The 13,915-nt window shown below is 49.6% G+C and carries 13 protein-coding genes; 4 read left to right on the top strand and 9 right to left on the bottom strand.

The features are described from left to right. Positions 1-45 precede the first annotated feature (45 nt). A complete protein-coding gene (locus tag GZZ87_RS14655) occupies positions 46-423 on the top strand; it encodes a GxxExxY protein (protein WP_162026561.1) in 378 nt (125 codons plus the stop codon). Between the two features lie 305 nt (positions 424-728). Here GZZ87_RS14655 and GZZ87_RS14660 read toward each other — a convergent pair whose 3' ends face one another. Next, a complete protein-coding gene (locus GZZ87_RS14660) occupies positions 729-1,748 on the bottom strand; it encodes a metal-dependent hydrolase (RefSeq protein ID WP_162026562.1) in 1,020 nt (339 codons plus the stop codon). 314 nt (positions 1,749-2,062) lie between these two features. Between GZZ87_RS14660 and GZZ87_RS14665 the strand changes: the two genes are divergently transcribed. Continuing rightward, positions 2,063-2,935, top strand: a complete 873-nt coding sequence (locus tag GZZ87_RS14665) for a glycerophosphodiester phosphodiesterase family protein (protein WP_162026563.1) — start codon at positions 2,063-2,065, stop codon at positions 2,933-2,935. 162 nt (positions 2,936-3,097) lie between these two features. On the opposite strand, the gene GZZ87_RS14670 is transcribed toward GZZ87_RS14665, so the two are convergent. The 8 genes from GZZ87_RS14670 to GZZ87_RS14705 form a co-directional block, all read right to left on the bottom strand. After that, a complete protein-coding gene (locus GZZ87_RS14670) occupies positions 3,098-4,318 on the bottom strand; it encodes a carbohydrate porin (protein ID WP_162026564.1) in 1,221 nt (406 codons plus the stop codon). Positions 4,319-4,491: 173 nt separating this feature from the next. Next, positions 4,492-5,229 (bottom strand): SDR family oxidoreductase, encoded by a 738-nt coding sequence (locus GZZ87_RS14675; protein ID WP_162026565.1) that lies wholly within the window; start codon positions 5,227-5,229, stop codon positions 4,492-4,494. 14 nt (positions 5,230-5,243) lie between these two features. Further along, positions 5,244-6,716 (bottom strand): mannitol dehydrogenase family protein, encoded by a 1,473-nt coding sequence (locus GZZ87_RS14680; protein WP_162026566.1) that lies wholly within the window; start codon positions 6,714-6,716, stop codon positions 5,244-5,246. 77 nt (positions 6,717-6,793) lie between these two features. Further along, positions 6,794-7,453, bottom strand: coding sequence for a cytidylate kinase-like family protein (locus GZZ87_RS14685; RefSeq protein ID WP_162026567.1), 660 nt, complete (start codon positions 7,451-7,453; stop codon positions 6,794-6,796). Between the two features lie 23 nt (positions 7,454-7,476). Further along, the gene (locus GZZ87_RS14690; RefSeq protein ID WP_162026568.1) at positions 7,477-8,445 is read right to left on the bottom strand and encodes an ABC transporter permease; all 969 of its coding nucleotides are present in this window, start codon (positions 8,443-8,445) and stop codon (positions 7,477-7,479) included. Between the two features lie 12 nt (positions 8,446-8,457). Then, the gene (locus GZZ87_RS14695) at positions 8,458-9,936 is read right to left on the bottom strand and encodes a sugar ABC transporter ATP-binding protein (RefSeq protein ID WP_162026569.1); all 1,479 of its coding nucleotides are present in this window, start codon (positions 9,934-9,936) and stop codon (positions 8,458-8,460) included. A gap of 99 nt (positions 9,937-10,035) precedes the next feature. Further along, positions 10,036-10,986, bottom strand: a complete 951-nt coding sequence (locus tag GZZ87_RS14700; RefSeq protein WP_162026570.1) for a sugar ABC transporter substrate-binding protein — start codon at positions 10,984-10,986, stop codon at positions 10,036-10,038. Positions 10,987-11,074: 88 nt separating this feature from the next. Beyond that, positions 11,075-11,968 (bottom strand): carbohydrate kinase, encoded by an 894-nt coding sequence (locus tag GZZ87_RS14705; RefSeq protein ID WP_162026571.1) that lies wholly within the window; start codon positions 11,966-11,968, stop codon positions 11,075-11,077. A 137-nt stretch (positions 11,969-12,105) separates the two neighbouring features. Between GZZ87_RS14705 and GZZ87_RS14710 the strand changes: the two genes are divergently transcribed. Both GZZ87_RS14710 and GZZ87_RS14715 read left to right on the top strand, forming a co-directional pair. Beyond that, the gene (locus GZZ87_RS14710; protein ID WP_162026572.1) at positions 12,106-13,197 is read left to right on the top strand and encodes a GntR family transcriptional regulator; all 1,092 of its coding nucleotides are present in this window, start codon (positions 12,106-12,108) and stop codon (positions 13,195-13,197) included. A gap of 49 nt (positions 13,198-13,246) precedes the next feature. Then, positions 13,247-13,912: an AAA family ATPase gene (locus GZZ87_RS14715; RefSeq protein WP_162026573.1), complete on the top strand. Its 666-nt coding sequence runs from the start codon at positions 13,247-13,249 to the stop codon at positions 13,910-13,912. Positions 13,913-13,915 lie beyond the last annotated feature (3 nt).

A 13,915-nucleotide genomic window follows, 5' to 3' on the forward strand; every position in this document is an offset into this window, starting at 1 on the left:
TCCGCTCAATCCGCGGTTAAAAATATACATTAACTCCCCATCAAGATGCTGCACGAGGAAATCACAAAAGACATCATCGGCGCAGCGATGACAGTCCTGAACGACCTCAAGCCAGGCCTTGATGAAAAGCTATATGAGAATGCCCTAGTCATCGAGTTGCAGGCACGTGGCCATACAGTTGAGCAACAAAAAGAATTCTCCGTCTACTATCACCACCAACTCATCGGCACACTAATACCAGACCTGATTGTTGACAATAAAGTCATTTCGGATCCTAAAATTGCATCCGCTTTCAACGATACACACATCGCTCAGATGCTCGGGTATTTAAACATCACTGGCTTACAGGTAGCACTTCTGCTCAATTTCAAAAAATCGACGCTCACTTGGAAGCGCATCGCAAACGAGCACAAGGAAGAGTGAACATTTAACCGCGGATTTCGCGGATAACACGGATCAGAAGTATCTTAAAGATCCGCGCAATCCGCGGTTAAAAACACAGCCGCAAAGCATAAACCTGACTCAGTGCCTACAAGTAAAGAACCCTATTCAAAACGCACCACAAACGATGCACAACACCTGAATATTTGACCGCGGATTTCGCGGATAACACGGATCAGTAGCATCCCAATATTCCGCGCAATCCGCGGTTAAAAACACAGCCGCAAAGCATAAACCTGACTCAGTGCCTACAAGTAAAGCCCGCGGTTAAAAGCAGGCTCACCCCACTATTCTTGCGCAGGCACATCGCGCCCACAAATCATCTCCCATAAGCGATCTCGCGAAGGCTTCGAAGGGTCGCGATAGTGCACCATCTCGGTATGCGCATCCGCCTTTGCGGGATCGATACGTATCCCCCAGAGTGGCACCACCGAGTCCGGCCACATCGCATAGCGAACATCACCGACCACGTCAGGCTCAGTCGGATGCTGATACAGAAATCCCTGTGAGAAAAATCGGAAGCGCTCTATATCACGCCCAAGCACAGACTCTGGCGCCACGGTTGCCGCCGCATCGGCAACCGTAAAGTGTTCGACAGACGTCCCCTCATAGAAGCGCGGCGCAGCACCTGGCAGGATCGACACGGCATCCACATAATAGCGCCCCTCAAACTCATAGATCAGTCGCCAAAGCAGCACATTGCCAAACGATGGCCTGATCGAGTATCGCTGCGGAACATGCCCCCGCGCTTCGGCCAACTGCTGTGCCATCTGCGTGGCCTTTGAGCGCTGAACCCCACAGAACCCGAAATACAATGCACAGAGCACCAAAGCCACCTGCGCAAAACGCGGACGCCTCCAAGCGAACGCAAACAAAGTTAAAAATGCCAACGGCAAGGTAAACAATGGATCGATTACTGATATCAGATCCCACGACTCACGGTGGTAGTTGAACGGCCAATACAACAAGGTGCCATAACTCGTGCACGCATCCAATAAACCATGCGTCAGCGCTCCCAAGATCGCATAGAGCGCCCACTCTCGAAACGTCACCTTCGCGCGATAAAACAGCAGCTTAAATAACCCCGCGACACAGAGCCCAATCAAAGGCGCACTGATCAGCGCATGGGTAAAATGGCGATGATATTGTAAACTCAACAACGGATCCGAGGCCGAACGAATCAACACATCTAAGTCTGGCGCCGCACCTGCCACCGCACCAATGAACGCAGCCCAGCGCGTCTGATCCCGTGGGCAGCAAGCAATAGCCACTGCGGCACCCAAACTAGCTTGTGTCAGCGGATCCATCTCTTATGCCGACATCTGCGCATTCGGATCACCCTGCAAAGCGACAGCCAATGAGGCATGGGCAATCGCCGGCAAAATAGTGCGACAGCAAAAAAATAATTTCATTAGTAATGAGTGATGGACAATCAGGTTTTAAGGGACTCTAGGCCATGCCGCAAAGGCGTCAACTGCTAGGCACAATAAGGGTTCGCACCGAAAAAGAAACCTTGAACCCCTGTCCCCAGATGGCTTTCGTGCCGATTTTGAAAGCCGAACCATTCATCTGGGCGTCAATTGATCACATGGAGATAAGACGACAGCACATATCGAACAAGATGCTCAAGCCACTAGCTTTTACCTACTGCGGTCTACTCCTATGCCTACTAACAGGGTGCGACTTCCTGCAACACACCTCCAGCTTGAGCGATGTCATGAAGGCTCAAATCGGAAAATCCGAAGACAGTATTCCTTCCTATCCATGCACCCTCGGAGCCCACCGCGGTGCCTCTGTCGACTACTTGGAAAACAGCCATCCCGCCCTGATGGCCGCAGCTAAAGAACCCCGCTATGCGTTTGTCGAATTCGATGTCCAATACACCAACGACGGGCAAATCGTAGTCTTTCACGACAAGCGTCTACTGCGCCTCTTCGGCAAGCTCGCAGCCATCGGCAACTCTAGCTACTCCGAACTCCTTAAAGCCACCGACGGTCAAATCGCGCGCTATGAAGATGTCATGGATTCAATCGACAAAAAGGTGAACATCGAGATCAAGTCACAAGGAGACGACAAGGAGGACTGTCGTTTGGCAGAGGCCATCATCGCTGACGTTCGATACCGTGGACGTGAAAACGACATCATGATCAGCTCGATCTCCAGTGCCGTCATCCGCACCATCAAAGAAAAACACCCTTCGATTCAAACAGGACAAATCTATTGGATCACCTCCTCCACCTATCTGCACTTCGATGTATTAACGGAGCGTCTGTATAAAAATTTCAACGAGTCACAAGCGGATTATTTAATGCTCCACGTCTCGAATCTACGAAACATCGAGCGCTTACTAAAGCTCAAGCCCCAAGGCAAAACCGTCATGTTTTGGGACTTCGACGACAATATGTATTTAGTGCGCAAAAACTACCACGACCGCCTATGGGGCACCTCTGCCATCGCCAACTTCTGGCAGCGTATCGTCTATAAATTCACCTAAGGCGGGGAAGACCCCAAAACAGAGTTTCGAAGCTACGAATCAAATTACCATTCGAGTCGTCACGGATAATATAGCGCTCATCCCTTATTACAAAAAATGCGGTCGGGGCTGCTATTCGTGCCTCCCCGACCGCAAAATGATACGGCTGTTACTGTCTCAGATTTAGAAAGCCATTCCAATCCACGCTCCAAGAACAACCGCATCGTCGATGTCACCAGTGCCGCCTGGATTCTGGATGTATTGCACAGCGGGTTGGATATAGAATGCTGGAGCCAACTGTATGCGGTGGCCTAGTTCGTAAACCATTTCGTAATCGAGGTCTTCGCCAATGGAATCACCATAATCGTCGCTAAGCTCACCATAAGTGACAAAGGCCATAGTGCGATCATCTTCACGGCCGGGAATCAATCCCTTATAGTTAGCACCTGCACTCACTTGTAGAGGCGTCATCGCAAGATCATCCTGGTCGGTATAGGCACCAAAGGCGAAGAGTGTTAAGTTCTCCATCGGTTGGAAATCGAAGTGACCATAGATGCGATGGGAGTTATTGGCATCACCACCGTCGAACTTTGTGTAGTCTACTTCAGCATGCACCACCCCGACATATAGTTGGGCTGGACGATCATAGATCGTGGGCGTCCAATCATATTGAGCCATGAAGGTCACCCCATCATCACTATCCCAACCAAAGTCTGTTCCAGGGATATTATCCCAGATGTCCTCTCTGTTTTGATAGGCACCGAATTTGAACGTGTGCTCTTCACTCTGCTCATACTTAACTCGAGCGTGCCATACCGCTAATGGGAAGGAAACGATTTGAGGTTGATTCAACATCATCGCACGGATCGGACCATTGATCGATGTGCTCAACGAGTAGCGATAGAGATCATCATTTGCGAAATCCGAATCCTGACTGTCGCGTCCAAACTTAAAGGAAAGGCGATCGTTCAAGTAAGTATCAATTGCAATTTGATAGAGGATCGTCTTCTGACCGTCGGGGCCACCGTAGATAGTCATCGGATCGTAAATACCGCCAACATCATCGGAGACACTGTCCCCGTGTCGATCGACGACAGATAGTTTCATAGTCGTTGCTTCCCAGCCAAAAAGCTTTTCGAAGTCCAAATCTAATCCAGCGTAAACCTGACCGGTAAACTCTTCGTCGTTTCGAATACCACCCGATACGTTCGCACCGACGATGGCATCATAGTATAAGAAAGGCGTGATTCCGGATTCTTCCAGATCCTGACGGACGCCACCCCAGTCACCTGTTAAACGTTCACGTTCAAAAATCGATCCAGAATCATCGGACTCGGCGAAGGTAAGACAGGAGGAAGCAATGAATGCTGAGGTGAGTAAGAGACTCGTAGTTTTTGTTTTCATAGTATGTATGATTTGAGGTTTTTATGGTATTTTTATTGAGGTTAATTTTTGCTAAAACATTGGCTACAGAGTGAGCTGTCACAGAGCCCTCGGATCTGGGGCTTTGTGTGTTTTAGTTTTTCGACGAGGCTGAAGGTAATCTTCAGCTCGGAGTGATTTGTGTGGCTGCTCGACTAGAGGTCGAAATTTGTTGGCATTAGAACGAGGTCACGAATGGTTACATTACGCGGTCGGCTGAGCATGAACATCAAGGCATCCGAAATTTCTTGTGGGTCGATCAAGCTTCCCGTTTCAAGTGCCTCCTTCAGCTTTTCTTCTGGCCAGTCGGAAACCAGATTAGTCACGACAGGGCCTGGAGAGATCGATCCCACGCGAACGCCATGCTTAAAAACCTGACGGCGGACCACTTGCACAAAGCAATTAATCGCCCACTTCGAGGAAGCGTAAACCGGTTCCCACGGTGTGGGATAGTGAGCGGCCAATGAACTCGTCACAATGATGTCACCCGTCCCACGCTTGATCATGTGTGGCAGCACCGCATGGACGTTTTTCATGACTACATTAACATTCAGGTTGAGCATCCGATCGATCGCCTCGGCACTGCCATCAACTAGGTCACCGCCGACGTAGAGACCTGCGTTGGCATGGAAGATGTCGAGTTGGCCAGCCTGTTCCAAAATCTGCGGCATCATCGTGGCACAACTTTCAGGATCTAGTAAGTCGAGCACCATAGGTATCACACGATCACCGAACTCCTCGTGAAGTGTTGCGAGCGCAGCTTCGTCGCGATCAATCACCACAACACGAGCGCCTGCCTCAAGCATGCCCGTTGTGCTTGCGAGCCCAATACCGGATGCCCCACCAGTCACAGCTGCAACTTTGCCTTCGAGTGTAGTATTTTTTTGAGTCATTTTAATCTATGGGTTTAGCGGATGCAGTCCTTCAAAGTCACTTCAGCGCCCTTCTCGTAGAAACTCTTGAGTATCGTAGATACCGTTTCGACAAAGACAGGTTCGTTCGCGAGGCTTTCACTAAAGACTTCGCGCATCGCCAAGAGTGGCCGTGCATCTGTCCCAGCAGCTTTCACGCGTTCACGTAGTGCATCAGCCATGGGATCTAGCATCGGCATTGCCTTACCGGAATCATCCTGCCCGTTTAGGAAGCGAAACCATGATGCGATCACAAAGCTAAGCATCTTAATGGATCCACCGCGCTTCAGTTGAGCAGTAATTGACGGCAGCACAAAGCTAGGAAGTCCAGCCGAGCCATAAATAGAGATACGGGAGAGCTGATCCCGAATCGCTGGATTTGCGAAGCGTTCGATGACAGAGTTTTTATAATCTGCGAGATCGATACCGGGAACGGGCGATAAAGTTGGCGTTGCCTCATCGTCCATCATCTTCCAGCAGAGAGTGCGAATGTCCGCATCTTCCATCGTTTCATGAACGAGCTCTTTACCGAGCAATAACCCAATATAACAGAGCGCCTGATGAGTGCCATTGAGGAGCCGCAACTTCATCAATTCGTAAGGAAGCACGTCTTCGGTCATCTGCGCGCCAACATCCTCCCATTGGGGGCGGCCTTGCACAAAGTGATCTTCAATCACCCATTGCTTGAACGGCTCAGTCATGACTGGCCATGCATCTTCGATGCCAAATTCGTCTTGGACGATCGCACGTAATTCATCGGTCGTCGCTGGAGTGATCCGATCCACCATGCTATTAGGGAAAAGGCAGTTCGCATCCATCCAATTTCTAAGTGTCGGATCTCTCAACTCGGCATAGGCGGAGAGCATTTTCTTGGCGACCGAACCGTTGCCTTGAATATTATCACAGGACATGATCGTGAATGGCTGCAGGCCGCGTTGACGCCTACGGTCGAGCGCCTCAAGCAGGTATCCAAACGAACAGGAAGGTGTGTGCGGATTCGCAAGATCCCGCTGCAGGTCGGCATGCTGCGTATCCAATTCACCATTCGAATCGAAATAGTAACCGCCCTCAGTAATCGTCATCGATACAATGCGTGTATTGGGCGAAGCCATTTGCTCGATTACTTTCTCCGGATTATCAGGAGCATACACAAAATCGCCGATTGAACCAATCACGCGGGCAGTGTTACCCTGGGAGCTTCGCTCGACCACCGTGTAGAGGCAATCTTGAGTTTGCATGACCTCATGCATGCGAGCGTCGTGCTTGAGTAAGCCGACCCCACAATATCCCCAAGAGGGATCTCCACCTTGATTCAGTAAATCGTCTGTATAGACTGCTTGGTGTGCTCGGTGAAAGCCGCCCACCCCTACGTGCATAATGGATTGGCTGACCGCTTGGCGGTCGTAGCGTGGAACTTGTATCCGTGTATCCAGTTTACCGATATTTGTGCTATTTAATTGAATAGTCATTTTATAAAAAAGTTTAGTGTTTATAAGATCACACCGAACCTGAAGGATGTGATTGTATTCTTTGATTGAGCGACGTCTTATGAACTGATGCGCCGTTCCAATGCCTGCTCAATCGCATCCAATAGAAGTGGGTCGACCGTCACTTTCCGTGCGAGCTCGGCACCGGCACGAACATCCTTCGCCTCTTGTAAACGAAGCGCCTCAGTAATCCAGGATTTGGCGGTTTGCTGAGGGATGACATCGGTATTAAAAACTAGGTCGAGATCACTCTCGTCATGCCATTTACGGCCGTAAAATCGCTCCACAAATTTGATCCGAGCTTTATCGTCGGCGGCGATTCGTTTCTTCGCCTCGGCACGATCGACGAAGCCTTCTCGATCCATCACACGGTCGACTCGAACATCAAGCGGTGCATGTAGGCGCACATTGAGCACATCAGCATATTTGTTTAACGTGACATAGCCACCACGTGCCAGAATCACAGTGCGTCCGCGATGCGCCAAGGCCCGCATGGTATCGTTCAACATCGAAACCATTGCGAGGTTCTTAGAGTTGGCCAAGTCCCATAGATTGGGCGGCGAAGTGTAGAGCTCGCCGAAGCGGGTCATCCCGTATTGTTGCAAGGTCGCTTGCAAAATGTATTTGTCGACGAGGTCGTAGTCTAGCGCCTCAGCTAGTTGCTGAGCGATGACTCCGGCCTCACTGCCAACGAGCCTGGAAATTGCGATTGTATTCATAATACGCTCCTCTGGTTTATGGATTAGCTAGTCTTGCGGTGTTGCAAGCAGTCGAAGGCAACAGCGATTAACAGCACGGAGCCTTTGATCACCATCTGTGTGAACTCAGTCACATTCATCAGAACCATACCGTTGCTAAGGACGCCTAGAATTAAGACACCAGCCACGATATTTGAGATTCGTCCGAAGCCACCGGTTACGCTAATTCCACCTAGCACACAGGCTGTCAGGATTTCAAATTCCAGCCCCTTACCTGCGGTGACCGTTGCTGAGTTTGTTCTCGAAAGGATCACAACGCCAGCGACACCTGCGAAGAATCCAGATAAGGAATACACCAGGTATTTAACATTCTTGACCTTAATTCCGGAAAGCTTAGCAGCTTCTTCATTACCGCCCACAGCGTAGAAATAACGGCCAAAGTAGGTCTTGTTCAAGATGAAGGCACCCAGCGCAAGCACAGCGATCATGATCACTACGGGCACCGGAATCGGGCCGATATAGCCCTGCCCAATCACGGCGAAGGACTCTGGGAATCCATAGATCGGCAAGCCCTTGCTAATGATAAATGCCACACCTTCGATGATGATCATCATCGCCAACGTCACAATGAGTGGTGGCATCTGAAGATTGGCAATGATCCAGCCATTCGTGAACCCAATAAAGGTTGCCATCGCGAGAGTGATGAAAATAGCCAACACGGGATTCATACCAGCATTCACCATAAACCATCCACAAACCACATTGACCAAAGTGATGACCGATCCCACAGAGAGGTCGATCCCTCCCAGCAGCAGGACAAATGCGAAACCGACCGCGGCGATACCGAGCATGGACACCTGACGTGCAACGTTAATTAAATTATGACTGACAAGGAAATTCTCCGTAGCGATTGAGAAGAATCCGACAAGCACCAACAACACGATGTAGATGCCGTTCTGCTTTGCGAAATCGACGGCTTTAGCCGTGCTTTTTAATTTTTCTAACTGTCCCATTTTAATATTCTCCTATTTTTGAGATGCAAAATTCATGATGCGTTCTTGAGTAAAATCCTTTCGATCCAGGCTACCCGAAATTTTGCCATCGCACAGGACGACGATTCGGTCGGACATGCCCATGACTTCTTCCATTTCAGAAGAAATCATCAAGACGGACTTACCGTCTTCGACGAGCGAGTTGACGAGTGTGTAAATTTCGGATTTGGCTCCGACGTCGATACCTCGAGTGGGTTCATCAAAGATCACTAGGTCGGGCTTGGATGCCAACCAACGGGCGATGATCACCTTTTGCTGATTCCCGCCACTGAGGTTCTTAATGTTTTGTTCGATCGAGGGGGTTTTGATCCGAATGGATTGTTTATATTCTTCGGCCATTCGACGTTCTTCTTTACTGTCGACGATGAAGAACTTGGAGATGCGCTCCAGCACAGCCATACTCGTGTTACTACGAATCGTCATATCCATTAAAGCACCCTTCCCTTTTCGGTCTTCTGGAACCAGAGCGATACCGCTGTCGATCGCGTCTCTAGGTGTCTTCGGGTTCACTTCACTACCATTGAGTCGAACAGAGCCACTGGTTTTCTTTGCAGCACCGAATAACAGTTCTGCAGTCTCCGTGCGCCCAGATCCGATTAATCCGGCAAACCCTAAAACCTCGCCCTTCTTGATATTAAAGCTGATATCGTTCACCCCGTTACCGGAAAGATTCTGAACATCCAATAACACTTCATCGGAGATACAGTCTTTGCGTTTCGGGTAGGTCTCCTTTAATTCACGTCCGACCATCAGTTTCACAAGTTCATCCATATTGGTCTCACTCGTTTTTACGGTATCGATCTTCTGACCATCTCTGAGCACGGTAATGCGCTCGGTGAGTCGGAAGATTTCCTCCATGCGGTGTGAGATGTAGATAATCGTCACCCCGGAAGCCTTCAGTTTTTCGACCACTAGATAGAGGCGTTCAGCTTCAGCTGAAGTGAGCGGCGCAGAAGGCTCGTCCATGATCAACACCCGAGCCTTTTGTGACAAGGCCTTGGCGATTTCTACAAGTTGCTGGTAGCCGACCGTCAAGTTGCTAACAAGCTCGTTGGGATCGATATCGATATCAAATTGCTCGAAGATCGCAGCAGACTCGCGAACCATGGCCTTTTTATTAATGACCAGACCTTTGCGGATCGCTCGACCGAGAAAGATATTTTCTGCAACAGACAGTTCACCGACCAGATTGAACTCTTGGTAGATGACGCCGATGCCGTGTGATTCGGATAACTGCGGCGTGAGTGAAGCAAAGCTTTCACCTTCGATGATGATACTGCCGGCATTCGGTTTGACCGCACCGGTGCAGCTCTTAATCAAGGTCGATTTGCCAGCGCCATTTTCGCCGACCAGAGCATGCGCTTCCCCTTTGACGAATTCGATGCTGACATCATTCAGGGCGATCACACCGGGATATTTCTTCGTAATGTTCTTTAACTCTAGAATGTTCATTTGATTGAGTTGCTGAGAGAAGATGGGTGGGTTGAGACAATACAGGTTGGCGCAGATTCTTGGCTCATGCGCCAACCTAGCTTTAGAGAAGAGTGAGGCTTATTTGCCTAAGAACTCATCTACGTTGTCTTTTGTGACTGGGATAAATGAACGGTAGATTTCTTTCGTCTCAATCGGCTCACCGGATTGAAGCAGAGCAACCATATTCCAAATCTCAGTAGCGATTGCCTCGTTCGTGCCTGTTACAGCAACAGTCATACGATTACCTTCGTTATTCTTCATGGCATACAATTCAGGTTGTGTTGCATCCGCGGCAAAGATGCCGAATTTGTCTGTGACCTTATTGGCAGCCTTTGCAGCCTCGTTCGCGCCGACGGAACCACCGCCACCGATGGAGCAGACAACTTCTACATTCGGGTGGGACTGAAAGATGGTTTCCATCTTCTCAATGCCCTCTTTCGTGTCGATCGCACTCGTCTCTGCGACGATCTTAGCCTTCGGAGCCAACTCGACGATGGCGTCGCGGATGCCGTTACCACGTTCCAGTAAAATGGGCAATTGTGGGTAGTTAAGAATTGCAACTTCTGTAGTGCCGCCGAGCTTTTCGTTGATCCAATTAGCCGCGTGTGTGCCGATAGCATAGCCTAATTCATGATTATCAATCAACCATGCGACATCAGCGTTCTTCAGGTTATCATCCCAAGCGAGCACTTTGACCCCGGCCTCACGAGCTTGCTTTAGAGCGAACTCGACGCCTTCCGGATCTGCAGGATGAATAATAATGACATCCACTCCGCTGGAGACGAAGTTTTCAATCTGTGTGATTTGCTTACCGACATTGCTGTCGCAGGCCACATAGTTAATGCGACCGCCATTGGCTTTGACTTTTTTCTCAATGGCTTGGCAATAACCAGCCCATGCTGGGTTACTGAGCGATTGCACGGTCATGCCAATTCTTACTGTAGCATCCGCACTGTCGCCACTTCCACCGCATCCAACAATTGAGAGCGACGCGAAGCAAAGGAGTAGTCCTGTTATTATTTTTTTCATTTTTATATGGGGTTCTTTTTTTATTTATTTTGGATTAGATAAAGTGGTTGCAGTGAATCCTGTTTTACAGAATCTGCAAATAACGACGCTAGATAGATGATTCAATTTGGAGCAGGTCATTCGGAATCGCTGGGGTCGCACCTTTCTGTGAGCAGACATACGCGGCTACCCGATTGGCGAAGTCATTCACTTGCCCCAAAGGCCAGCCTCGTAGCGTGCCCATACAGAGCGCGGCGGTGAATGAATCACCCGCCCCTACAGTATCGACCACCTCCGCTGCCATTCCTGGGAAATCGTGGACGGAATCCGCAGTAACCAACAAACTGCCGTGCGAACCACGGGTGTAAGCGACCAGGCGAAGATCAAACAGCTTCCTGAGTTGAACCAGTTGCTCGCAGCTGTCGCCGCCCAAATCAAATAGGTCGAGTAAAACAGGTAGCTCCTCATCGCTAAGCTTGAGCACATTCGCTAACTGCAGAGACTTTCGAATCAGCTCTTTAGAGTAAAAAGACTGACGCACGTTCACATCGAAAATCTTAAGTGCGTGCTCAGGCATCTCACTTAAGAATGCATGGATGCTCTGACTTGACTCAGTCGAACGTTGCGAGAGCGAGCCAAAACAGACTGCATCGAGTTGACCTGCGAGTTCGCGGAGATCCGCTGTGAATGGCAGGTGATCCCAGGCGACATTCTCATGAATCTCGTAGGTAGGCTTACCCGAGTGGAGCACGACATCAACCGTGCCTGTTGGATGACTGGCACTTTCCTTCACATAGCGGACGTCCACGCCACTCTCAATCAACTGACCGCGAAGCTCGATGCCCAAGGCGTCCGATCCGATGCAGCTTACTGGCCAGCTCTCCGCACCAAGTTGGTGCGTGTGATAAGCAAAATTGGCAGGTGCGCCGCCAATGCGCTTGTGGTCAGGGAAGACATCCCAGAGTAACTCTCCAATACCTGCGACTTTAAATGTAGGGTTCATAAGACAAGGTTTGTCAGCGAATTTAAAATTCAGATGGGGTGCTGACTAAAATCAACAATCCACAAAATATAACAAATGTAAACAATTAGAATTACATTTGACATATTTAAAGCTTACATTTAACTTACATTTAAACCATGAATGACCCAAAGCCACTTTACCTGCAGATCTACGAAGACCTACACACTTCGATCCGCAATCAACGCTACGCCCCCGGCGACCTACTCCCCAGCGAGAAGACGATTTGCGAGCAATACAAGACCTCTCGCCCCACCGTAGCCAAAGCGATCAAGATGCTGAGCGACGCAAAACTAGTGCATCGCCAAGCCGGATTCGGCACTCAAGTGCTCGCACCCGACTCTTCCGGTCTATCGGCAGGCTTACTCGTCCCTGGATTAACAGAGACTGAAATCTTCACCCCCATCATTGCCAGCATCATCGAGACTGCCCCTAACTTTGAACTCCAGATCGCACAACCCTACGAACTGAATCGATCACAAGACCGTAAGGCTTTGGCGCTTTCCCAAGTCGAGCAATTCATAAAGAAGAAAGTGAATGGCGTCTTCTTCGGCCCGCTTGAAAAGATCCCAGATGCCGAAGCCTTCAATCTAAGCATCGTCGAACGCTTCACCGAAAAAGGGATACAAGTCGTGCTACTAGATCGCGATATCTATCCATGGCCACAGCAAGCTCCTTTCGATATGATCTGTATTGGGAACATTGAGGCAGGCTTCACCATGGCGAATCACCTGCTGGAAAATGGCTGCAAGCAACTCGCTTTCGTTTCATCGAAAAATCCGGCAATGACCGTAGGGCACCGTATCATTGGCACCCGTCAAGCACTCCTGCAAAAAGGCTTCTCCGCCCGCAGCCTCCTCTACGTCGAATACGAACAGGACGATCCCAGCACAGCGGCCGCTCAGTTAATCGAAGCAAATATCGATGGTATTGTTTGCGCCAACGATGCCACTGCCGCCGTAATCCTGCGCGCCCTACTCGACCTTAGCGTAAAGATTCCAGAACAGATTAAAGTCTGCGGATTTGATGATGTAAAATACGCCTCGCTCCTCAGTGTGCCTCTGACGAGCTATCGCCAGCCTTGCCAAGTTATGGGACAACTCGCTGTAGAAACAATGGTCAACCGAATCAAACACCCAGAAAGGCCGCCCCACCACATTGCGCTCCATGGCACACTCATCGTCCGGGAATCCTCCCAGATGCGTGCTTAACCCAGCCCCCTAAATCGAACATTGATTGATATTCATCCCCTCTACACTCATGCAAAAAGAAACGAAAACATACGGCGATCTCATCAGTGAACTCTCATCAAAATACGATTCACTACCTGAAAATTGCCAATACTGGATCGGTCTCGCAGGAGGGCCTGGAAGCGGCAAGAGCACCGTCGCGCGAAAAATCAAGGATGCGCTTGGCGACAAAATCGATGTGATTCCGATGGACGGTTATCATTTCTATCGTTCCGAACTAGACGCGATGGCGAACCCTCAAGAGGCCCACGAGAGACGAGGCGCGCCATTCACGTTTAACGCTCAAAAGTTGGTCGATGATCTGACCCAAGCTCATCAAACTGGTTCTGGTTATTTCCCAGGCTTCGATCACAGCAAGCGCGACCCTGAAGAACAGAGTGTCCGCCTGGAACCCGGGAAAAAGATAGTCATCGTGGAAGGAAATTATCTCCTATTGAGTGACAGCCCATGGAATGTCCTCCAGCGCGATGTTTTTGACGAAGGATGGTTTCTCTATGTCCCGCTTGAGGAATGCAAACGACGGGTCTTAAAGCGTCATCATCAGGTAATGAAAATGACGAAAAAGGAATCAATGTGGAGGGTATTGACCAACGATGGACCGAATGCAGAGCTAGTGACCAATGAATCGATTGAGAACGCGGATAGAATAATCGAAATTCAAAGTGATAAAACATGAGTC

The organism is Lentimonas sp. CC4 (assembly GCF_902728235.1).
GTDB lineage: Bacteria > Verrucomicrobiota > Verrucomicrobiia > Opitutales > Coraliomargaritaceae > Lentimonas.